This is a genomic window from Bacteroides ihuae, assembly GCF_900104585.1.
Lineage (GTDB): Bacteria > Bacteroidota > Bacteroidia > Bacteroidales > Bacteroidaceae > Bacteroides > Bacteroides ihuae.
The window spans coordinates 23,741-46,313 of sequence record NZ_FNVX01000004.1 but is presented as its reverse complement, the minus strand read 5'-3'; the positions used below and the strand labels follow the sequence as shown (position 1 = coordinate 46,313).

General features: G+C 38.1%; 23 protein-coding genes and 1 other RNA gene. 19 read left to right on the top strand and 5 right to left on the bottom strand.

Annotated features, from left to right (window positions below; translation table 11 throughout):
• The first annotated feature begins 2 nt into the window (after positions 1-2).
• The 4 genes from pstA (at position 3) to BQ5338_RS01110 (ending at position 3,739) form a co-directional block, all read left to right on the top strand.
• Positions 3-896 carry a phosphate ABC transporter permease PstA gene (gene pstA / locus BQ5338_RS01125; RefSeq protein ID WP_071145000.1) on the top strand — a complete coding sequence of 298 codons (894 nt, stop codon included), beginning with the start codon at positions 3-5 and terminating at the stop codon, positions 894-896.
• 48 nt (positions 897-944) lie between these two features.
• Complete coding sequence (gene pstB, locus BQ5338_RS01120; RefSeq protein WP_071144999.1) at positions 945-1,703, top strand: phosphate ABC transporter ATP-binding protein PstB; 759 nt, start codon at positions 945-947, stop codon at positions 1,701-1,703.
• 59 nt (positions 1,704-1,762) lie between these two features.
• Positions 1,763-2,452: a phosphate signaling complex protein PhoU gene (gene phoU / locus BQ5338_RS01115; protein WP_071144998.1), complete on the top strand. Its 690-nt coding sequence runs from the start codon at positions 1,763-1,765 to the stop codon at positions 2,450-2,452.
• A 687-nt stretch (positions 2,453-3,139) separates the two neighbouring features.
• On the top strand, positions 3,140-3,739 hold the full coding sequence (locus tag BQ5338_RS01110; RefSeq protein ID WP_071144997.1) for a riboflavin synthase: 600 nt from the start codon (positions 3,140-3,142) through the stop codon (positions 3,737-3,739).
• A gap of 102 nt (positions 3,740-3,841) precedes the next feature.
• Here the strand turns inward: BQ5338_RS01110 and BQ5338_RS01105 are convergent, their stop codons facing one another.
• Positions 3,842-5,161, bottom strand: coding sequence for a YihY/virulence factor BrkB family protein (locus BQ5338_RS01105; RefSeq protein ID WP_071144996.1), 1,320 nt, complete (start codon positions 5,159-5,161; stop codon positions 3,842-3,844).
• Positions 5,162-5,285: 124 nt separating this feature from the next.
• An RNA gene (gene rnpB, locus BQ5338_RS01100) (RNase P RNA component class A) lies at positions 5,286-5,643 on the bottom strand.
• Between the two features lie 193 nt (positions 5,644-5,836).
• On the opposite strand from rnpB, the gene BQ5338_RS01095 reads away from it, so the two are divergent.
• The 3 genes from BQ5338_RS01095 to BQ5338_RS01085 are packed head-to-tail and all read left to right on the top strand — an operon-like array spanning position 5,837 to position 9,557.
• On the top strand, positions 5,837-7,036 hold the full coding sequence (locus BQ5338_RS01095) for a C40 family peptidase (RefSeq protein WP_071144995.1): 1,200 nt from the start codon (positions 5,837-5,839) through the stop codon (positions 7,034-7,036).
• A gap of 21 nt (positions 7,037-7,057) precedes the next feature.
• Positions 7,058-8,209, top strand: coding sequence for a dipeptide epimerase (locus tag BQ5338_RS01090; RefSeq protein WP_071144994.1), 1,152 nt, complete (start codon positions 7,058-7,060; stop codon positions 8,207-8,209).
• Between the two features lie 19 nt (positions 8,210-8,228).
• Positions 8,229-9,557: a transglutaminase-like domain-containing protein gene (locus tag BQ5338_RS01085; RefSeq protein ID WP_071144993.1), complete on the top strand. Its 1,329-nt coding sequence runs from the start codon at positions 8,229-8,231 to the stop codon at positions 9,555-9,557.
• Here BQ5338_RS01085 and BQ5338_RS01080 read toward each other — a convergent pair.
• Complete coding sequence (locus BQ5338_RS01080; protein WP_071144992.1) at positions 9,549-10,550, bottom strand: winged helix-turn-helix domain-containing protein; 1,002 nt, start codon at positions 10,548-10,550, stop codon at positions 9,549-9,551. The two genes, BQ5338_RS01085 and BQ5338_RS01080, sit on opposite strands and share 9 nt — an antisense overlap.
• A 111-nt stretch (positions 10,551-10,661) precedes the next feature.
• On the opposite strand from BQ5338_RS01080, the gene BQ5338_RS01075 reads away from it, so the two are divergent.
• The 6 genes from BQ5338_RS01075 to BQ5338_RS01050 all read left to right on the top strand — a co-directional run bounded on the left by BQ5338_RS01075 (position 10,662) and on the right by BQ5338_RS01050 (position 15,114).
• Positions 10,662-10,871, top strand: coding sequence for an NVEALA domain-containing protein (locus BQ5338_RS01075; protein WP_071144991.1), 210 nt, complete (start codon positions 10,662-10,664; stop codon positions 10,869-10,871).
• Between the two features lie 2 nt (positions 10,872-10,873).
• Complete coding sequence (locus tag BQ5338_RS01070; RefSeq protein WP_071144990.1) at positions 10,874-11,932, top strand: BF3164 family lipoprotein; 1,059 nt, start codon at positions 10,874-10,876, stop codon at positions 11,930-11,932.
• Between the two features lie 158 nt (positions 11,933-12,090).
• Positions 12,091-12,345 (top strand): NVEALA domain-containing protein, encoded by a 255-nt coding sequence (locus BQ5338_RS01065; protein ID WP_078063347.1) that lies wholly within the window; start codon positions 12,091-12,093, stop codon positions 12,343-12,345.
• A gap of 88 nt (positions 12,346-12,433) precedes the next feature.
• Positions 12,434-13,555 (top strand): BF3164 family lipoprotein, encoded by a 1,122-nt coding sequence (locus BQ5338_RS01060; protein ID WP_071144988.1) that lies wholly within the window; start codon positions 12,434-12,436, stop codon positions 13,553-13,555.
• A 34-nt stretch (positions 13,556-13,589) separates the two neighbouring features.
• Positions 13,590-14,480, top strand: a complete 891-nt coding sequence (lepB, locus tag BQ5338_RS01055) for a signal peptidase I (RefSeq protein ID WP_071144987.1) — start codon at positions 13,590-13,592, stop codon at positions 14,478-14,480.
• A gap of 22 nt (positions 14,481-14,502) precedes the next feature.
• A complete protein-coding gene (locus BQ5338_RS01050; RefSeq protein ID WP_071144986.1) occupies positions 14,503-15,114 on the top strand; it encodes a hypothetical protein in 612 nt (203 codons plus the stop codon).
• A 68-nt stretch (positions 15,115-15,182) separates the two neighbouring features.
• On the opposite strand, the gene istB is transcribed toward BQ5338_RS01050, so the two are convergent.
• Both istB and istA read right to left on the bottom strand, forming a co-directional pair.
• Positions 15,183-15,917: an IS21-like element helper ATPase IstB gene (gene istB, locus BQ5338_RS01045; protein ID WP_071144985.1), complete on the bottom strand. Its 735-nt coding sequence runs from the start codon at positions 15,915-15,917 to the stop codon at positions 15,183-15,185.
• A complete protein-coding gene (gene istA, locus BQ5338_RS01040; RefSeq protein ID WP_071144984.1) occupies positions 15,910-17,484 on the bottom strand; it encodes an IS21 family transposase in 1,575 nt (524 codons plus the stop codon). The genes istB and istA overlap by 8 nt, the downstream gene beginning before the upstream one ends.
• Before the next feature lie 294 nt (positions 17,485-17,778).
• Here istA and BQ5338_RS01035 point away from each other — a divergent pair, with 294 nt between their 5' ends.
• From BQ5338_RS01035 to BQ5338_RS01010, 6 genes are all read left to right on the top strand, one after another.
• Positions 17,779-18,132, top strand: a complete 354-nt coding sequence (locus BQ5338_RS01035; protein ID WP_071144983.1) for a DUF1573 domain-containing protein — start codon at positions 17,779-17,781, stop codon at positions 18,130-18,132.
• 387 nt (positions 18,133-18,519) lie between these two features.
• Positions 18,520-18,771, top strand: coding sequence for an NVEALA domain-containing protein (locus tag BQ5338_RS01030; protein ID WP_071144982.1), 252 nt, complete (start codon positions 18,520-18,522; stop codon positions 18,769-18,771).
• A gap of 166 nt (positions 18,772-18,937) precedes the next feature.
• A complete protein-coding gene (locus tag BQ5338_RS01025; protein ID WP_071144981.1) occupies positions 18,938-20,056 on the top strand; it encodes a 6-bladed beta-propeller in 1,119 nt (372 codons plus the stop codon).
• 189 nt (positions 20,057-20,245) lie between these two features.
• Positions 20,246-20,527, top strand: coding sequence for a transposase (locus BQ5338_RS16980; RefSeq protein ID WP_235816352.1), 282 nt, complete (start codon positions 20,246-20,248; stop codon positions 20,525-20,527).
• A gap of 535 nt (positions 20,528-21,062) precedes the next feature.
• Positions 21,063-22,073: a 6-bladed beta-propeller gene (locus BQ5338_RS01015; protein WP_071144979.1), complete on the top strand. Its 1,011-nt coding sequence runs from the start codon at positions 21,063-21,065 to the stop codon at positions 22,071-22,073.
• A 232-nt stretch (positions 22,074-22,305) separates the two neighbouring features.
• Positions 22,306-22,530 (top strand): NVEALA domain-containing protein, encoded by a 225-nt coding sequence (locus BQ5338_RS01010; RefSeq protein WP_071144978.1) that lies wholly within the window; start codon positions 22,306-22,308, stop codon positions 22,528-22,530.
• Positions 22,531-22,573: the final 43 nt, after the last annotated feature.

The window sequence follows — 22,573 nt, the reverse complement described above, 5'->3', positions numbered from 1 at the left end:
ATATGGACAATTTACTTATAAAGAACAGTATTTCCGGATCGAAAGCTAAGCGAAGGTATCAATTCATAGCATTTGGCCTGTTTCGTTTATTAAGTTTGTGTGTGGTGCTTATTTTATTTTCCATCTTAGGCTTTATTATATATAAAGGTATAGGTGCTATCAGTTGGGAGTTCATTACTACAGCCCCGAAAGATGGGATGACTGCCGGAGGTATCTGGCCGGCTATTGTTGGTACTTTCTATTTGATGATTGGCAGTGCGCTTTTCGCTTTCCCAATTGGTATAATGAGTGGCATTTATATGAATGAATATGCACCTAAAGGTAAACTTGTGCGATTTATCAGGGTGATGACCAATAATCTTAGTGGAATACCTTCTATCGTGTTTGGACTCTTTGGTATGGCACTTTTTGTTAACTATCTGGGTTTTGGAGATAGCATACTTGCAGGCTCTCTGACGCTAGGCTTGTTATGTTTGCCTTTAGTAATACGTACTACGGAAGAGGCTTTGAAAGCTATTCCGGATGGTTTGCGTGAGGGAAGTCGGGCCTTGGGTGCCACAAAATTACAAACGATCTGGCATGTTGTGTTACCTATGGGTATGCCCAATATCATTACAGGGCTTATTCTTGCTCTAGGGCGCGTTTCCGGTGAAACAGCTCCAATCCTCTTCACCTGTGCAGCGTACTTTTTACCGCAACTCCCTCATAGCATGTTCGATCAGTGTATGGCATTGCCTTATCACTTATACGTTATCGCTACCAGCGGAACAAATATGGAAGCACAGTTGCCTTTGGCCTATGGCACAGCTTTGGTTCTAATTGTAATCATCTTAGTGGTCAATCTGTTGGCACACGCTTTGCGAAAGTATTTTGAAAAGAAAGTAAAAACGAACTAATTATTCGTGAAGTCTTTTTTGATCTTGTAATTTCAATAGAAAAAAATAATGGCAAATAATAAAATTACGACTCATGATGTTAACTTCTGGTATGGCGATTTTCATGCATTGAAGGACATCAGTATGCTCATAGAAGAGAAATCTGTAGTTGCGTTCATCGGGCCATCAGGTTGTGGTAAATCTACTTTCCTGAGACTCTTTAATCGAATGAATGATTTGATACCCGCTATACGTATGTCCGGGAAAATTTTAATCGATAACCAAGACATTTATGAGAAAGGTGTGCAGGTAGATGAGTTGAGAAAAAATGTAGGAATGGTTTTTCAACGGCCCAACCCTTTCCCGAAAAGTATTTTTGAGAATGTGGCATACGGACTGCGGGTGAATGGCGTGAAAGATGAGACGCTAATTCGTCAGCGTGTGGAAGAAACTTTGAAAGGAGCTGCTTTGTGGGATGAAGTGAAAGATAAGCTGAAAGAATCCGCTTATGCTCTTTCAGGTGGCCAGCAACAACGCCTTTGCATTGCTCGTGCTATGGCTGTATCCCCTTCGGTATTGCTAATGGACGAGCCAGCATCAGCACTCGATCCTATCTCAACAGCGAAAGTAGAAGAGCTGATTCATGAACTTAAAGAAGAATATACCATTGTTATCGTGACGCACAACATGCAACAGGCAGCACGCGTTAGCGATAAAACGGCATTCTTTTATTTGGGAGAGATGGTGGAGTTTGGAGATACAAAGAAAATCTTCACAAACCCCTTAAAAGAACAAACTCAGAACTATATTACTGGAAGATTCGGATAAAATGGTATATTTGTATCCGCTATACATTGAATATAAGATAATTCATAAATATAATAAAGATGGTAAAGTTTATAGAATCGGAACTTCTTTTGCTGAAGAAAGAAATAGACGAGATGTGGACACTTGTCTACAGTCAGCTTGATAGAGCCGGAGAAGCTGTATTAACTCTTGATAAAGAGTTGGCGCAACAAGTTGTGGTGCGCGAGAGGCGAGTGAATGCTTTCGAATTGAAGATAGATAGCGATGTGGAAGATGTGATTGCTCTTTACAACCCAGTTGCAATAGATCTTCGCTTTGTGCTTGCTATGCTTAAAATCAATACTAATTTAGAGCGTTTGGGCGATTTTGCAGAGAGTATTGCCCGGTTTGTTATCAATTGCGATGAGCCAGCCCTTGATAGTGAATTGTTAAAGCGTCTTCGATTGGAAGAGATGCATAGAGAGGTACTCTCGATGCTTGAAATCACAAAGCGTGCGTTGAATGAAGAGAGCCTGGAACTTGCGACATCTGTTTTTGCTAAAGATAATTTTCTTGATGAAATTAATAGAAACGTATCTTCTGTTTTAGCTGATTATTTAAAAGATCACACCGACAACTTGCTGCCATATCTCAACTTGGTTAGTGTGTTCCGTAAATTGGAACGTTCGGGAGATCATATTACTAATATTGCCGAAGAGATTGTATTCTATATTGATGCCAAAGTGCTCAAACATAGTGGCAAGATTGACGAACACTATCCTCAGAAATAGGTGAGTTTATCTTATGCTTAATTAGTGCTCATTAAGAGAAAAATTCTTTTTTTCCTTTTAATGAGCATTAATTTTAGTGCTTTTACCGTTCAAATGATAATAAAGGCAAAGAAATCTCAAAAATATGTTATAAGACATATTTTATTATTTGGTAGGTAACTTAAAAAGGCGCTATATTTGTCCCGTTATCCTGAAAACAATCTTTTTACCTTAAAGAAAAACTAATACCTATTGAAAACTGAAAATCGGGGCTTTGTGAAAAGCCCCGATTTTTTTATATAACTTCCATCTCATTCGTATCCCCAGACATTTAAACGTTTTCTAAAACTTCCGGATTTCAGATATGTATATTATTTTACAAACTATACTTTATAAATAGAAGATACTAGTTCACCGTGCTGAAGATACTAGTTCAGCGTGCTGAATTAACTACTTCACCGTGCTGAACTAGTTAGTTCACCAGCCCCCTCTCAGAAGGCTTGTAGGGCGGATTTATGACTGGTGAAAATAATATACAATTTACTATGAATTCGAGTCGCTAATTTATTCTCTTGGCTTTGATAAATCGGCTTATCTCGTTTTTTTCGTCAAAATGGGGTTTCTTGATATCTTCTTTGTATCTTTGTTGCGTCATTTTGATATAAGGTAATTTGTATTATTAACCTGTAAAAGAGGATAGATAGAATTATGTTTTCAGGAATAGTAGAAGAATACGCAGAAGTCGTATCGCTGGTTAAAGACCGCGAAAACTTACACCTCACTATGAAGTGTTCGTTTGTTAGTGAATTAAAGATTGATCAAAGTATATCTCATAATGGTGTTTGCCTCACCGTGGTGAGTATGACGGCAGATACATATACCACAACTGCCATGAAAGAAACCATTGAATGCTCAAATATTGGGTTATTGAAGGTGGGAGACAAGGTGAATGTGGAGAGAAGTATGATGATGAATGGTAGGCTGGACGGACATATCGTTCAGGGGCATGTAGATCAAACGTGTACTTGTATTGATATTGCCGATGCAGATGGAAGTTGGTACTTTACTTTTAAATATACTTTTGACAGAGAGATGGCCAAACGTGGCTATATGGCTGTTGATAAGGGCTCGGTTACAGTGAATGGTGTGAGCCTCACGGTGTGCAATCCTACGGATGACACCTTCCAGGTGGCTATCATTCCTTATACGTACGAACATACTAATTTCCATACGTTTAAACTAGGTAGCGTGGTTAATTTAGAATTTGATATCATCGGTAAGTACATTAGCCGTATGATAGCGTTATAAAAAGATTTTTTAAAAGAGAATCCCTGATTATACGGACGAATTGCTTTTTCAGTATCGAAGGTATAATCAGAGACTCTTTGTTCTTAGCGTGTTGTTTATCAATTACAAATCTTTCAGTAATTTCTGCCCGGCATCTTTATAATACTGTTCTCTCGAATCAATGAGCACTCCCCATTGATTAAAGAATGCTTTGTCTTTATCTACTTTAAAATCTTCCGAACCAAAGGTGTCAATCTTTTCAAGCAATAAGGCTACATTCAGTTGATTGACATCTATAGATGGCTGGTAAGCAATATCCTCACTTTTATGATCGGTCACAACTTCGTGAATTACATTTATTTCCAGCAATTGGTACAAGGTTTGGTTAGTCAGTCGGATTGGAATATGATTTTCTTCTGAAATCTCATCCGCAGTGTAGGGCTTCTCATTCTTGACAAATCGTTTGGCTATGAGGGACATGATAAGAATGGAAATGAAATCGCGATACCGACGGCTGATGTTACGAGTGTCTTTATCGAAACTAAAGTTTTGTACGTTTTGTCCCGCATAAGTTAGTTCGGCACCAAAAAGACAGATAGTCCATGATATTTGCATCCATAGTAGAAACATTGGTATGGCCGCAAAACTTCCATAGATAGCATTGTACCTCGACACCCACAACTGACTGCCTATATAAAGGAATTGGAAGGCTTGATAAGCTGTTCCCGCAAGAATACCTGCAATAAGAGCATGTCTGAACTTAACCTTTGTGTTTGGCATGAATACATACAGTCCGGCAAACATGAACCAAGTGAGGACGAAGGGAATAAGTCTTACTAAAAACTTGAGAATCGGTGCCAATACCAAAAAATTATCCATTTCCTTGAGAGCTGTACTCATGAAGATAGTTAAACCACCCGAAACAACGATCAGGATAGGTAGCAGCAGAAACATGGAGAAATAATCAGTGATTTTACGATACATGCTTCGGGGCTTCTTCACCTGCCAAATGCGGTTGAAAGTACGCTCGATGTTGCTGGTTAGATTTACCACCGTCCACAACAATAAAACCAATCCCACACCGATAAATATTCCGCTTTTGGTTTGTGACAGATAAGAATCGACAAATTGAAGGAGCACCTCTGTTGTATTACTTACTCCTCCAAAGCCGTGTCGTACTTGATTCTCCATGAGATTAGCAAAGCCAAACCCTCGAGCTATGGCAAACAATATGGCGAGAATGGGGACAATAGCGAGTAGAGTGCTGTATGTCAATGCGGATGCTTTATTTACAATCCGGTCTTTACTGAATTGATTAACACAGACATAAATGGTTTTGATAATGTTGTAAAGGGAGAACTTGGTTCTTGTTACTTCATTTTCCGTTATACGCCAAATGTCGTAGGTCAGGAACTTCCATAATTTTTTTATTTTTTTATTCATGGATAACTATTCGTTATGAGGATGAAGATGCACTAAGCATTTAACTAACCTAAGTAGATAAAAGTTCAATTTTGGGGGCTTTGACTCAATCTTTATCTTTTCGGGATTATTTAATATTATATAAAAAAGCAGTCAGCCTATAAGCCGAGTTCTGTACCCTAATGAATAGGGTGTTTGTCATTTATCTGAGTGATGTGTCACCACACCACTTTAGCGGTCTACCCTCCGACATGGAGCGAGCAACTCTCATAACGTCGGTATACATGACCTTACAACTCCTAAGATGCACAGCCCGTCGTGTCACCACGCGGCTGGTGGGCTCTTACTCCACCTTCTCACCCTTACCATTTCCCGACGGAAGTGGCGGTTATTTTCTTCTGCATTACTCTACCCTCACGGACAGCTTTCTGTTAGGAAGTAGGATGCTCTGTGTTGCCCGGACTTTCCTCCTGCGGAACGCAAGCGACAAACCGGCCAACTGCTTTATATTGCAAAAGTAAACAAATTTTCGAACATAGCGATAGATTGTTCCTCTGATTTTATTTAAGAAAGCACTATGAGGAATGGCAGAATGAAATCTTTTTGCTACTAATTAGCTAATTTATCTGAAATAATGTATCGCAAATTGAATAATTCTCTATCTTTGCTTATGCATAACCCCCAAATTTTTTTTTAATGAAAAAGTATATCTCTCTCTTATTGCTGCTCATTGCAGTGCCTGCTTGTGTAAGTGCCGCAGACAAAAACGAAAAGAAACTTCCTAAGGAAGTACAAGAAGTCTCAGATAGTGTACGTAGACAGTTTATCCCGGATAAACGTGTTGCGGTATTTGATATTAGCTACACAGTATCCGGTAAGCATCTTATAGTAAAAGGTGTAACAACCTCTCCTGAAGCCAAATCAGCTCTGTTTTCAGAATTGAAGAAGACTAAATATCAGATAACAGACAGTTTATTGTCGTTGCCCGATAGCGTGTCTCTCGATGGAAAAATATTTGGCATCGTAAATCTGTCGGTAAGTAACCTTCGTGTAGAACCCGATTTTTCGTCTGAAATGACTACTCAGGCATTGCTGGGCATGCCGGTGAAGCTGCTGCAACGTGATGGTTGGTATCGCATTCAAACTCCCGACAATTACATTGCTTGGGTACATCGTGTAGGTATTCATCCCGTAACGAAAGCAGAGTATGATGCTTGGAATCGAGCAGATAAAATCGTTGTTACTTCGCATTACGGTTTTACCTATCAAAAGCCGGATGCTACTTCTCAATCTGTATCGGATGTAGTGGCAGGTAACCGCTTGAAGTGGGAAGGTACCGAAGGTGATTATTATAAAATCTCTTATCCCGATGGACGTCAGGCATACATTGCTAAGTCTATCTCTATGCCCGAGAAGGAATGGAAGGCTTCTGTTAAACAAGATGCTGAAAGCATTATTCGTACAGCTTATACCTTGATGGGAGTGCCTTACCTATGGGCCGGTACATCTTCTAAAGGGATTGATTGCAGTGGTTTTGTCCGCACTGTCTTGTTTATGCACAATATAATTATCCCTCGTGATGCTTCTCAGCAGGCGTATGTGGGGCAACATATCGATATTGCACCCGACTTTAGCAATATGCAGCCGGGAGATCTTATTTTCTTTGGTCGTAAGGCCACTGCCGAAAAGAAAGAACGGGTAGTACATGTTTGTATCTACATCGGAAACAAGAAATTTATTCATTCACAAGGAGACGTGCACGTTAGCAGTTTTGACCCTGCTGATAACGAATACGATGAATATAACTTGAATCGCATGCTCTTTGGTGTTCGTATACTCAATGGTATCGGTACTCCCGGCATCAATACGACTGACACAAACCCTTATTATAATTAATTCCACTAACATACAAAGCTCATGGCTCAAAATAGAAGAGATTTTCTCAAAACAGCTGCTTTTGCGGCTATCGGTTCGGGACTGGTTGCCAATAATGTATTTGGCGATAGTGTTCCATCTTTATTCTCCATTAACAAACAAGGAAAAGGAGGGAAAATGAAGTTAACTTTTCAACCCTATGATTTAAAGTTGAAACACGTGTTTACAGTAGCCTCTTTCTCACGTACTACAACGCCCGATGTTCAGGTAGAAATAGAGTATGAGGGCATCATCGGCTATGGCGAATCGTCTATGCCACCCTATTTGGGAGAATCAGTAGAATCGGTGATGAATTTCTTGAAGAAGGTGAACTTGGAACAATTTAATGATCCTTTTCAACTAGAAGATATTTTGGCTTATGTGGATGGCATCATGCCCGGTAATACAGCTGCTAAAGCCTCTGTAGATATAGCGCTCCATGATTTAGTAGGTAAACTACTCGGTGCTTCATGGTATAAGATTTGGGGATTGGACAAAGCGAAAGCACCTTCTACAACTTTCACTATTGGTATTGATACACCGGATGTAGTGCGTGAAAAGACTCTTGAAGTTGCCGGACAATTCAATATTTTGAAGGTGAAGTTGGGGCGCGACAATGATAAAGAGATGATAGAAACCATTCGTTCGGTATGCAAGCTTCCTATAGCGGTAGATGCCAATCAGGGATGGAAAGATAAGCACTATGCACTCGACATGATTCATTGGCTGAAAGAACAAGGCATTGTAATGGTAGAGCAACCGATGCCGAAAACTCAACTTGATGACATCGCATGGGTCACTCAACAAAGTCCGCTGCCTATCTTTGCTGATGAGTCTCTGCAACGTCTTAGCGATGTGGCAAAGTTGAAGGATGCTTTTACCGGCATCAACATCAAACTGATGAAGTGTACCGGTATGCGTGAGGCATGGAAGATGGTGACACTTGCTCGTGCGTTGGGCATGAGAGTAATGGTGGGTTGTATGACCGAAACATCTTGTGCCGTCTCTGCTGCTGCACAATTCTCTCCGGCTGTCGACTTTGCCGATTTGGATGGTAACTTGCTTATTGCAAATGATCGTTTCAAAGGAATGGAAGTAGTGAAAGGCAAGATTATGCTTAACGATCTTCCCGGAATCGGTATTACCAAACTGTAAAAAGTAAACACACAAAGTCATGAAACAACTCGTCTATCTTGCCGGTTTACTCTTTTTTATCGGCTGTGCTCCTAAACCTGTTCCTGTTGCCGATAGCTGGGAACAGGAACGTATGAATCGCATCAAGCAAGACTTTTGCATGTCCGAATCGCAGGTAAAAGACTACATTCGCAAATACATTCCCGACGTAACTGATGAACAGATGCGCCAGTGGGAGGAGAGCAATGCGCTGGAGTGTATGGAGATAGATGGTGAGAAGCGTTATTTTCGTAATGCAGGTCCTAACCTGTTTCGCATCGATTCTGCCGCTTATTGCGTAAAAGTGGCTAAAGAGGGAGTTGTACTTAGTGGCAGCGAGAAGGTGAATAAAGATCATCTTCCTAAAGTGATGGATGCAGTGAAGCAGTTGGGCAACGATACCGTGATGCCTAAACGTATGAGGATTACCTATACGCTTAAGGTAGAGCCTAACGCAGTGCCCGATGGTAAAATCGTTCGTTGTTGGTTGCCTTATCCACGCATCGACCAACACAGGCAGCAACAGGTGAAATTTCTTCGTGCCAGTGAAGCTAACTACACACTATCACCCACGTCGTGTGAGCATAGCACCCTTTATATGGAGAAGGAAGCTGTACGAAATGAACCTACCGTGTTTTCCGAATCATTTGAATATACTTCGTATGCCGAGTGGCATAACCTGAAGCCCGAAGATATTCTACCTTATGATACTACGACTGCTTTATACAAGAAGTATACAGCTGAGCGGGAGACTCACATTCGTTTTTCTCCCCGTATCAAAGAGTTGGCAGCTAAGCTTACTAAAGGAGAAAACAACCCGTTGCTGAAAGCTCGTCGTATCTTTACGTGGATTAATCAATATTTTCCATGGGCTTCTGCCCGTGAATACTCTACCATTGAGAATATCCCGGAGTATGTGCTCGATAATCATCATGGTGACTGTGGGCAGGTGAGCCTTCTCTTTATCACCCTTTGTCGTTGTAGTGGCATCCCCGCTCATTTTCAAAGCGGATTCATGATGCATCCGGGTGAATGGAATCTGCACGACTGGGCTGAGATCTACTTTCAAGGTATCGGTTGGGTTCCTGTTGATCAATCATTTGGGATTCCCACTTTTTCTCAGGATGCTGATGAACGCTTCTTTTTTCTCGGAGGTATTGACTCTTGGCGAATGATTGTGAATAGTGATTATTCCATGCCTTTAGTACCCGAAAAGAAGTATCCTCGCAGCGAAACCGTTGATTTTCAGCGTGGAGAAGTAGAATGGGAGGGAGGGAATCTTTATTTCAATAAGTGGATTTATAATATGGATATTGAATATTTAAACTAATTCATAATAATCACTGCTCTTTTCGGTATAAATAATTCTCTCTGATCCTATGCTTTTTAGGCTGGTTCTTAATCGGTCTATTGCGGTAGTCATTTTGCTTTTCGGATCAGAGTAGCTCTTTGCCCAAAATGTATCCATTATCATCTTTTTGCTCACTTTATGGTCTTCACTTTGCAGAAACAGTAATAGCAATTGGTTTTGTTGAGCGGGAAGTAGTAGTTCTTTCTCTTCATTTTTAAGTCTCATCGTATTGGGGTTTAAGATGATACTATCTATCTTGTAATTGCCATTTTTAAATTTGATGATTTCTTTGCGACGTTCTTTCGCTCTTTTAATTAACCAGCCAATCAGAGTTAAGCAGCAAAGCACTTGCAGAAGTAAGAGAATATACAATGCCATTTTCGGCATCAATTTCCAGATAGTGCTGAATGAGTAATCAAAGTAGACTCGGTAACTTATATTTTCAAAATCACCTAACTTATCAATGGATGTGCGATAGTCAATGGACATGCTTGTAGTGTCACCCGCCCATTCGTTTTGCTCTTTATAGAATGTAGATATAATACCGATTGCCGATTTCGCAATTATGTTTTTTTCTGTTGCTAAGCTATCGAATATTACCTTCACTTCTTGAGGATGTAATCTATTTGTTACCTGTAAATAGCATTGATTTCCTCTAAATAGATCTGTTTCCCAATCTACGATTTTTGATTGATAGGTAAAAGTGGTATCTTGGCTTCTATACGTCTTTTCTTCGTACTTGCCCATCTTCTGCTTTCTTGGATCGTTTTCGTGTTCAGAAAAATAGAAATATTCTTTTTCTATCTTTTTACTTATGTCTTTCTTCATTGCTTTTTCAAGGAGTGGACGAATTTCATGGCGTATGTACGATTTTATATCTCCATAATGAATCACAAATATAATCAATTCAGCGATTGTAATAGATGCAAATAATCCTGTCAATGTTTTTGTTATGTGTTTTTTGTATTTCATAATGTGCCTATAATCGGGCGTTTGTAAAATGTGACGCAAATGTGACGATGATTTTTTGTTATTAATCATCTTAAATTCTATGTTTGCAAAGTTATAAAAAACTAAAACACAATGAATGCTAAATTGAAATTATTTTGCTTGCTTCTCGTCGTTTGTACAATTACATATCTGTGCAAGAAAAGCAAATCTGTTGAGAGTGAATTGTTTATGTCTAATGTTGAAGCGTTAGCGAGTGGTGAAAGTGGGGATGTTATTAGATGTAACGGAATAGGTTCCTTAGATTGTCCTCAAATTCATAGCAAAGTTTATCGAATTTGGTAGCTATGAAAATGATTTTATTAACTCTTCTGTTTTTCGGTGCTTGTTCCTCTCACTTAAGTGAATGGAAAAAGGTTGTTTATGAGGATTTTCCTCAAGAAAAACACCTTAAATCGACTATTATAGAACTAGATACTGCGGTTTTCAGATATCCTTTTCGTGTTCGTGTTCACGGAGATAAAGCTGTGATTTTAGACTTGCATAACACTGATTATTATTATCATCTGTTCACCTATCCCGAGTTTGCTTATCTTAGTTCATTCGGCAAGAAGGGCGAAGCACCTTTGGAAATGCTTTCTGCAGATAATATACGATTTTTCGGACAGCATGAAGTCTGGGCACTCGATGCCAATAAGAGTAAATTAATTAGGTTAGGTTTCCCTTTGTCAGGGTCCGGCGACTCACTTCTCTTTCGTGAAGTGGTGTCGCTGGACAATGGCATTCTTCGTGCACTTGATTTCTCCTTATATAATGATTCGACATTTATCATTCCCGACTATTCGGGTGCTTATCGTTTCTGTTGGGTTAATCGTAAAGGCCATTTGATTCGCAAAGCGGGCACTATTCCCACTGCTGATAAGGAAGCCTTGCAGCATGCCGGGCCGGCATTGGCACAAGCATGGCGCAGTTTTATTGATTATAATCCTCATAATGGAGTATTGGCTGCAGTTACCCAGTTAGGTGAAGTGCTGGAGGTCTACAACTTGAAAGATAGTACACACGTTGTTTGTAAGGGGCCCCATGGTGAACCGGAATTTAGTCAATCAGAGGGGTATGCTATCCCTACAGGTATAATGGGGTTTAGTGATGTACAGGTTACCGATCATTATATTTATGCCGTGTTTCACGGACGAACGTTTAAAGAATTGTCACAGCAAAAGGGTAGAATCATAGATGGTGGTCAATATATCTATGTTTTTAGTTTGCAAGGTGAACCCATATGTAAATATAAATTAGACCGTTATATCTATGGTATTTACGTGGATGAATCGCAGGGAATTATTACTGCAACGGATGTAAATAGTGATCAACCAATAGTTGAGTTTCGGTTTAATTTGCATTAAAAATAGTGGCAAAATTGAATAAGAGAATTTGTCTCTATTATTTAAAATAGCAATATTATTTAAAACCAAAATAAAAAGAAAGGAGGTCGTTTCCAATGGAAATTTGCGAGTGAAAGTTTTGTATTGTGAAATATTTATTTTTTTAAATTAGAAATATTATGAGAAAAGCATTTGTTATAATGAGTGTTGCTATCCTAATGATATCTGCAGGATATCATGCCTATACAATGAAAGATCAGGCTAAATTATCTGACTTGGCCCTAAATAATGTGGAAGCACTTGCATTTGAACCTGGATGGGGGAGTACATCTTCACCTTGTAGCCCGTGTATTCCAAAATCGTGTACTTGGACAAAACGTATAGGAGCTCAACTGTATTTAGTAACTGAAACTTCTATGGAATATGTAGGTTAATTTAGAGCGTCATTGTATTGTAATTAGGTTATAATGTAATGACGCTCTTTCCCTAACTTTAATTTTATTTTAAAAGAATATTTCTATTATGAAACAACTAATTTTTCTTTTCGTGCTTGTGCTTTGTACTTCCTGTTTTTCAAAGAAAGGAGATTCTGCTAATAGTGAGAATAAGAATGAAGAGATTGAGAAAAGAATGGATCCTGTTTATTTGAAAGGCGAACCACTCTTTTGCGATTCTACTATTTGGGGAACAAGCTTTAGCGAAATGATTGGTCATTATTTAATTATGCAGTCTAACTATAATAGTCCTATTTTCTTTATCTATGAGCTGAAGGGGAATAAACTTATTGAGAAAGGGCGTTTTTTAAGTAGAGGGGATGGTCCTTTTGAAATGCTTCAGCCTCACTCTTTTTATGATGTGAAAACAAATAAATTTTATCTGTATGATTATATTGGAATATTGAAGTCAATGTATATGATAGATATGGAGAAAATAACAAACTTGTTTGATATCACTTCGTGGAAAAAAATATCAGTACCCGATACTAAAGCATTTTATATGGGTGGTTCAATGATAAAAATGAATGATAGCACTTTATTAACTCTGGGATCTCGCTTTAATAGTACTAACTTGTTTTCTACTATTGCTTTGAATGTTGAAGCTTGCCACGAATTAGATTTTCCTTATCCTGCTAATGATGGTACTTTTAATATGGCCTCTCCGGTGAAGCAAGGTGTATACATGGATGCCACGATAGTTAAGCATCCTTCAGAGAATAAATTAGTTTATGTTTGCGGATCAGGAAAGTATGCGAGTATAATATCTATTTTGGATACAGTTTTAAAGGAAAAAAGGAATTTCTTAAGTGTGTATCCTAAGTATACGACAAAAGATGGTCTCAATAGGTCTTATGAAAATGATTGCTTGAGAGGTATGCAGGTGCGAGTGACAAATAGATACATTTACATTCAATTGACGCCACTAACAAAAGGTGATGTGAGGAAACATGTGTTGTATAAGGAATATCCTAATTATTGTAATGATGAATTGTTGGTCTTTAATTGGGATGGAATTTTGGTAAAGAAATATATATTGGATATTCCTATTTATTCTTATGTCGTAGATTTGAAAGATCAATATTTATATGGAATAAGTGTTGATCCGAAGAGCGATAATCCTATTTTTAAGTGTTATCATTTGAAATGAAAATTGGTGCTTTGTTAACAATAAGATTCTTATAATGTTAGACAAACTTAGAAAATATATCTGTAAAGCCAGTAATAAAATACTCACTATTTTATTTTGGATGTGCATGGCAGCTACTTTGTGGATTGTGTTTCAAGTTTTTTGCTTTACATCTTTTAAAATTCCAACAGATTCAATGCAACCTGCTTTATTACCGGGGGACAATATAATAGTCAATAAATTGGCTTTTGGGGGCCGATTGTTTAATCTGGCTGCTGCTGCAGAAAATAAGTCCGTTCATATCCACAGAATGCCTGGCTTTCAAAAGATTAAGCGTAATGATGTATTGGTTTTTAATTTTCCTTACCCTGGTAGATGGGACAGCATCGCATTCGACGTGATGAAATATTACGTAAAGCGTTGTGTGGCTCTGCCCGGAGATACTTTTTCGATAGTGAATGCGCGCTATTACGTAAAAGGATGCTCGGATGATTTGGGTAATGTGGAGTCTCAAAAGGAGTTATTGGTTCTGTTGAAAGAGGGTACACATAAGGAGATTTATCTAAAGGGATATCCTCATGATTCCTTGTTTGATTGGGATATAAGAAACTTTGGTCCACTTTATGTTCCGGCTAAAGGTAGCATTGTAATTATGAATCAAATTAATGCTATCCTCTATAAACAGCTAATCGAATATGAACAGAACATGAAAATGACTATTTCCGGAGATACTGTTTTTCTAAATAATCATCCGCTTAAATGGTATCGATTTCGTAAGAACTATTATTTCATGGCTGGTGACAAAACCCGTGACTCACAAGATTCCCGTTATTGGGGACTGTTACCCGAAGAATTCATTGTAGGAAAGGCTACTCTCATTTGGAAATCTGTAAAACCGGGAACAAACAAATGGGAATGGGAAAGATTGCTTAAATCAATTGAATAGGATATAAATAAAATTAGTTACTATGAAAACCTTTTATTATTCATTACTTATTTTTCTACTTTGTGCTTGCAAAGAGACCGAGAAAGAGAAAATAGCCCGCTTGGTGAATGAGTGGGAGAGCCGAGAACTTGTTTTCCCGGAAACTTCAATCCTTACAATATTGGGTAGGGATACCATTGCATTTGATACAGATGGTTGTGACTATAGAATCTTTACTTATATTGATTCTACCGGGTGCACTAGTTGCAAGTTGCAACTGCTAAGATGGAAAGAATTGATAACAGAGTTTGATTCTTTAACTCATAATAATACCGCTTTCTTATTCTATTTCCATCCTAAAAGCAAAAAAGACATTGCTTATATATTGAAACGTGATAAGTTTGAATATCCGGTATGCATAGATGATGCAGATAGCATTAATAAATTGAATCAATTTCCGGATAAAATGATGTTTCAAACTTTTCTTTTGAATAAAGAAAATAGAGTCATTGCTATTGGAAATCCTATTCATAACCCTAAAGTTGATAATATCGCCCGTTTGGTACCGCTATATCACTCCCTTGGTACCGTGTGCGACACTTTCGTGGTACCGCTCGTAGCGTTGGCTGGTACCGGTACCAAATGTGTGATATGAACGTCGTAAAGAGATACTTCTCAAGGGTGGTTGCACACCGCCAAAAGGTATCTCTCTCTGATTCTATTTTATTTATTTTTTCTCTTTCGTAATGATGGTCCTTCAAGATTCAGGTGATGAGATGAGTTTATCAGCCTATCCATGATGGCATCAGCAAGTGTAGCTTCCGCTATGTAGTCATACCACTTGTCCAAAGGAAGTTGAGACATAATAATCATTGACTTCTTTTCATAGCGTTCTTCTAGTAATGTAAGCAATGCTATACGTGTATCACTGTCCATTTTCTGCAACCCAAAATCGTCAAGGACGATAAGATCGTTCTTGTCTAGTCGTGACAACATCTGTGAGAAGGTTCCGTCAAGGCGTGACTGTTTGAGTACATCGACAAATCGGTTCATGTTCAGATAAAGTGTTTTCAGGCCAAGCGTACAGGCTTGATGTCCAAGAGCACATGCCAGATATGATTTTCCGCATCCAGTAAGCCCCGTAATAAGCAGATTTTCTCCACGCCGCACAAAACCGCAGTCAGCAATAGAGGTTAGCTGCTCACGGGTAAAGTTGCGGGCAGTCGAACAAGTGATATCCTCGACAAGTACTTGGTATCTCAATTTGCTCTCCTTCAGCAGTCTGGTAGTTCGGCTGTCATCACGACAACGGATTTCCGTTTCCAGCATTTTTGACAGAGCCATTTCTAAGCTTGGCCGCATCTGCACAGGAAGCTTTATAATATCACTGACCGCTTCAGCCATACCGCTCAGTTTAAGAGCCTTTAGGCGTTCTACAATTGAAGCAAGTTCATTCATGGTCGGCCTCCTTTCTAAGTGATGGTATGGACGTGTACGCAGAAGATCCTCTCACATTGTCGTTAAAGGGAGTTCTTGAAATAGATTCTTTCTCACCGGAAGCCAAATCCCGATTATTCTTAAGCATATTACAGAGAGTCTTATAGCTTGCCACATCCGTTTCTTCTCTCATCATCATGCAAGCATGTTCCAATCTGCTTCTGCCATATTTCTTTGCCAAAGCAAGCAGTCCGTTGCATTTCCCATATGCTTGCTGAGGGAAAGTGGTGCGCTGGAGGATGTCTGTTATTGCCCATTCAACAGATTGCCCAATGCGCGCACCTCTTTCTATGAGTGTTGCGGCATTCTGCTCCTTGCGATGCTCGTATGCAGTATGATTCTCCGGCATGTGCGATTTCTCAGTGGAGTAGCCATATGGTATGAGGCTTCTACGATGCATACAAGCGCATATTGTACCCACATAGATCTCTACAGAGTGCACGTCCCACATGATTTTAACCTTTTGTCCGACATATTTAAACGGGACACTGTAGAAGTGGCGCTCACTGCCTACACATACATGGTATGTACTGCTAAGCTTAACCTCCTTGCGCATACGAAGACGATACATTTGATCCGGCAACGGATTCATTTCAGGCTTCTCATACTTCTGAAAGATCTCCCACCGGGTAGAACCCTTGAAGGGAAGACTACAATATTCTTCAAGGAGTTCAAGGATGCGATCGTTCAGTGCATCCAAAGCGTAGAACTCTTCACCTTCAAGGCGGGCATACACGTACTTGTAGAGTTGGCCCACAGCACCCTCAACAGGTCCTTTGTCACGGGGTTTGCGCACGCGACAAGCTGTAGGTTCTATGCCGTAATACATCGCCCATTCCACATTGGCATCCGAAAACGTAAGGCTGTAGCGGTCAGATTTCGTTACCCATTGTTTCATGTTGTCACTTTTGGCTGTATGGGGGACAGCACCTATAAATTCTAGTCCTTTGTTGAGTCCATGGAAAAACCATTCGGTAGTGGCATTGGGCATGGCCATCATGAATGGCAGATTGCTGTAGGGCATCACGCATACCAATACCACCAGTTTCTGTCTCACCTTGGTGAGCCTGTCGGTCAGAAACAAGGCATCTCCGGCAAAGTCTATTTGCCATTCCTTACCGGGCTCATAGACGTTGTGATAGGAGTAGTCATTTTTCTCTCTATAAGAGCTAACATGCTTCTTGAATTGAGTATAACCATAACCGCTGGGACATTCCTTATGGTAGTAATCCTCAAATACAAACTGGACATTGGCATGCTTGCGACCCAGGCGCTTGATAATTTCCGGCATCATGCGTTCAAGCTCCTGCTTACGTCCATCGTCATTAAGTGCATTCTTTGGGGGCATAAAGATGGTTTCCAGCTCACTGTCTGCCATTGCTAGCAGCTCTTCAAAACTTTGTCTCGTCGTCGATGCAATCTTCCGATAACCCGATACGGTACGTTTGCTGCAATGAACAATTCCACATATATCAGCTTGTGGAATACCATTGCCTAGCATCTGTAAAATCTGTCTTAGTCGTAACATTTGGTTTACTTTTAGACGTTAATAATATTGTTAATTCTGGGCATAACCCAACAACAATATAATGCCATTGCAAATTTTACGAATAGAAGTACCGCTAAAAGTGATATTGATGGTACCAATCAAGTGATATGAACGTGGTTGAAAGTTGGAAATGGAAACACAAACGCCAACGGTACCAGTCAAGTGATACAAGATCAATCAACACGATAAATTGGGGTACCAGAACACCGCTATGGACGGTACCACGGGGATGATATTATCACTAAAGTTAAAGAATTATATCTGAAATTAGTTTTGGGTAAGGCATATACAGATAAAGCTATTCTTTCTCAAACGAAGATTTCGATAGACGAAGAGATGATTGATCTGGGAACCTTTGATTGGCAAAAGAAACAGCAAGCTACTTTCACTTTACGCAATGAAGGCAATCAGCTATTGGTTATAAATGGGGTGACAACTTCTTGTGGTTGTGTTTCGACTGAGTACAATCATGAACCGCTCCAACCTGGGAAGAGCTTAAAGTTTCAGGTATTTTATAAAGCTGATAATGCTGAGCATTTAGACAAAACTGTTACAGTTTATTGTAATGTGCCATCTTCACCGATAAAACTTAGAATAAAAGGTAATGCTCGACAATTGAAGCTCTAGAATAGTTGGATCTATTGTGGTATTAATTGGGTTATAGTCTCTGTTTGGAAAATGTGACGCAAATGTGACGATAAATATTTGTCTGTGAGGGCTTTAAATCTTATGTTTGAGAGGAAAAATGAGGAAATAATGTATAATGAAAGGAGTGAATGATGATTGTTCTCTGAAAGATATGTTTTCATTCACCCAGATCACCTAAAAAAAAGAAGGTATTTGGTAAATATACGGATTAAGATCAAAAATAGAAAGGTTTTTCTGACATTACGCTAGGATGGCCTGACAGAATTGTTCTTATAAGATTTTTTAATTTTGATTCCTGTGCACAGGTATTGTACCTGTGATAAGTGGTAAAATAAGAATATTTTATATTGAAAATGAGAAAAGAGTATGAAGAAATTGATTAAAATAGCTTTTTTTGCAGTAGTTGTAACAATTTCAGGGTATGGTGTTTATTCTTCTCAGAAATCTGAGGTTTTGCCGGACTTGGCATTAGCTAATATAGAAGCATTGGGTAATGGTGAAAGCGAAGGTGGAGGACATCAACATGAAGGGTGGTGTACCAACTCGTTTTGGCCAAGGTGGAGAGATTATTGTAATTCTGATCCTGCTGCAAAAGCTTGCACAAAAGATGATTGCTAATATCTGATTCTAAAATATAAATTTATTAGGCTTTTTTAGGTTTATTGTCGATGATAAATAATAATCATATAACTATTCAATTATCCAAAGTGATTGAAGAATACAATTGAATGTTGACCACTAAGCATACTTGAGTAGTAATTAATTAGTTTTATAAAGAATACTTATGAAAAAATTGCACTTTGTTTTTCTTGCATTAATCTTGTTCTCTTGTAAGGAGCAAAAAGACTCATATCAGAAAGAATATGTGTTTAGTAAAAGTCTTTCAATTGAAAATAATCTAAATATATTATTTTCGGATGTAGACTATATTCCTTTGGAATTCATCAATGAAAATTTAATAGGTTTTAATCCACAGCTTTATGTTTCTTCATCAAAGATATACATATATGATCATCAATATAATAAAAAAGTATTGGTATTTAATCGTGAGGGAGGGTTTGAACGCTTTATTGGTAATGTAGGAGGTGGTCCGGGAGAGTATCGTATGGCTAAAAACTTTATTGTAAACGAGCCAGGTGATGAAGTGATTATTAATGCATCACCTACAGGCACTTTATATCATTATGGTTTAGATGGAACCTTTCGTAATATTGAATCTTTAAAAGTTTCAATATCAGCATTTGCTCTTGCGGATAAAAACAAGTATTGGATTTATACAGGGAGAAATACACTTAGTGGTCCTGATAAATTGTTGCTATATAAAGGTGGTCAGAAAGAGAAAGGCTTCTTACCATTCGAATCTGAGCGCTCTCCAGCCGATACCGAGTGCTTTGGTAATAGCCCAATTCGTACATTTCAAGAAAGTTTTTATGAGAATGTATATCATATTAAAGGCGATAGCCTCCGTTTAATGTATAAATTAAATTTTGGCAAGCTTCAAGTTCCTCAAAACGTTTTGGATGGTACAGATGAAGACTTTGGGAATTTTATAAAGCAAAATCCCTATATCGCTGTATTCCGGTATTTAGAAAACAATCATTTTATCTATGCCGGCTTAATAGAGTATGATGGCAAAGAATTAAAAGCTCTTTATCATTGGGTGATAGATAAACGTAGCGGCAAAGATGCCATTATAAAAATGGAACCGGAAAATACATATTTTATGGGCTTACAGTATCCATTGCAGTTGACCGAGAATGATGAATTGATGTTTTTGATGAATTCCCCATTTTTTAATGAGATCAATAAAAAGGGAAATAGTGTCTTTTATAAAGAAAACTTTAGTAGGAAGGTTTCTGAAAATCCCATACTGACAACTTGTAAACTAACAATTATAGAATGAAATAAGATGGATGTGGCTGCTTCTGTCATTATTGGTTTATTACTATTATCGCAAATGGACTTCTCTTTCCGAATTTGACCTGCTATTGGAACGTTTACATGGTAGGGTGCGCATTAATCGTAATCAAAAGATGGATCGAGTTTAGGAATTATTGACAGTCAAAGTTTTAAGTGGGGAAATAATCGTTCTTTGAACGGTATTGACGGGAATAAGAAAGTGAAAGGAATAAAGCGTCATATGGTTATGGATAAGAACGGACTTAATGGTTCTATTGCCAATGTTCATGATAGTAAAGCTGCCTATTTGCTAATGCGAGTTTTGAAAGAACTTTGTTCGGAGGTAAGAGTGATATTGGCTGACGGAGGATACTGGGGAGAGCTAATCGAAAATATGAAAAACTGCTTCGGATATGTAATCCAAATGGTGATTAGCTCCTACAAAGAGCAAGGATTCAGCAGATCTCATTCATAAAAGGTGGATTGTAGAAAGGACTTTATCGTGGCTGTATAACAACAGAAGACTCTCCCGAAACGATGAACTCACATTTGATTCGGCAGAGGAAATGGTTAAAATAGCTGCGATAAGATTATTATTGAAGAAAATTTAAAAAGGTTCTTAGATAATAATCTTTTGTTTGGAAAGTGTGACGCAAATGTGACGATGAACATTTATTTGTAGGGTATTTAAATCTTATGTTTGAGAGTAATTATAGTAACAAGGAGCGAAGCGTTGGCTCGTGATGAAGTAAATCCAGATTGTCCGAATGGATGTACTAGTGCTCATTCAACTTGCTATTGCTTCAAAATATACGATCAAATGAGAGAGGTACATTGGCAATAGTAGCTCTAATCTTTAAATGGCAAGGATTAAATCTACTACCAGTGTTGTATTATCGCACTTTTAGAATGCTAATTCTGTGATGTGTAAAGGTAGGAGGTGGCATTATTGAAGATACGCCTCTACCTTTCTTTTTCATTGTATCTTATGTAATTTATATATTTTTATTATGAAGCATATATTACTTTTTGTATTAATCAGTCTTCTTTGGGGATGTTCTCATCGTTCAGGCGTTGATAAGCATTTAAACCATTCCGGTAATGTAATGGATGTAAAAGGGCTAGTGAAAGAGATTGTAATAGACTCACCTTTTGTAGGAAGATTGGCGATCCCTTATATTATGGATAAATATTTCATACTAACTGACCCACAATCAGAAAAGAATCAAATTCTTTTTTTTGATAAAGAAAACTTTTCATATATCACGGGGATGGGGCTTTCTGGAGAAGGACCTGATGAAATAACTAGTTTAGGAGAACTTACACCTGATGAAAAACAGCGTTGTCTATATGTTACAGATCATGGAAAAATGCAAATATCGGGTTATGATTTGGATAGTATTTTATTAAATCCGGCTTGTTTGCCTAAGTGTAAGTTTGATATAAATAAAACTACTATACCGATTATGTATTCTTATGTCAATGATACTCTTTGCTATGCATGTTGCATGACAGCAAAACCGGGTGAGTTTTTCCAAGAATATTTGGTTACGTGGAATATGCAAACAGGAGATATACATCCATTGATTAGTGGACATCCGGATATTGAGAGAAAAAGATTTCATTATGCTACATCTATAGATAATAATTTGATTGCGATGAGTTATGACCATCATGACTTGTTGGCTACTTATGATCTTCAAGGAAATTTGAAGCATTATATTTATGGGCCGAATTGGGATGATGCGACGAGCAATGCTATGATTTATTATTATGGAAGTATTATAATCTGTAATAATCGGATTATAGTAGGTTATTCTGGTAAAAGAAATCCTGATGTAGGTGAAGTGCATGTAACTAGTCTCATTGTCTATGATTTGGATGGTAATTATATCAAGACATTAAAGGTGGGCTATAATATTGTTTTATTTTGTTATGATTCTGAATATAATCGTATAATTATGGTTTTAGATGATGAAATTCAGTTTGCTTATTTGGGGTTGGATGCTCTTTTAGAGTAATATGTGGAGGTTATAGCTGATAAAGAGTATCAATAAAGAGCTAAGTAATTGAAAGGAGTGAATGATGATCGTTCTCTGAAAGATGTGTTCACATTCACTCCAACCACCTAAAAGAAAGGAGGCATTTGGCAAAAATAGGAATAAGAATTGAATAAGGCAAATATTGCTTTCTCCGTTGAAAGGATATAATTACGGAATGCTAATTTTATTAATTATTAAAATTTAATGACTTATGAAAAAGAATATACTGAAAGTTGCTCTTGTAGCAACGTTTGCTTTGTTTGCAGGATATAACGTTTATACGTCTCAAAAAAGTGTTGATCTATCAGCATTAGCATTGGATAATGTGGAGGCGTTAGCCAGTAGTGAATGGGGGGATAATAATTGCCATATGAATAGTATTACATGGTTGTGTACCCCTTGGGCAACTGGATTTGGTTGTTACTGTTATATGTAATTTCTATTTTGTATTAATAACCTATTTGGGATGCTAATTTTTG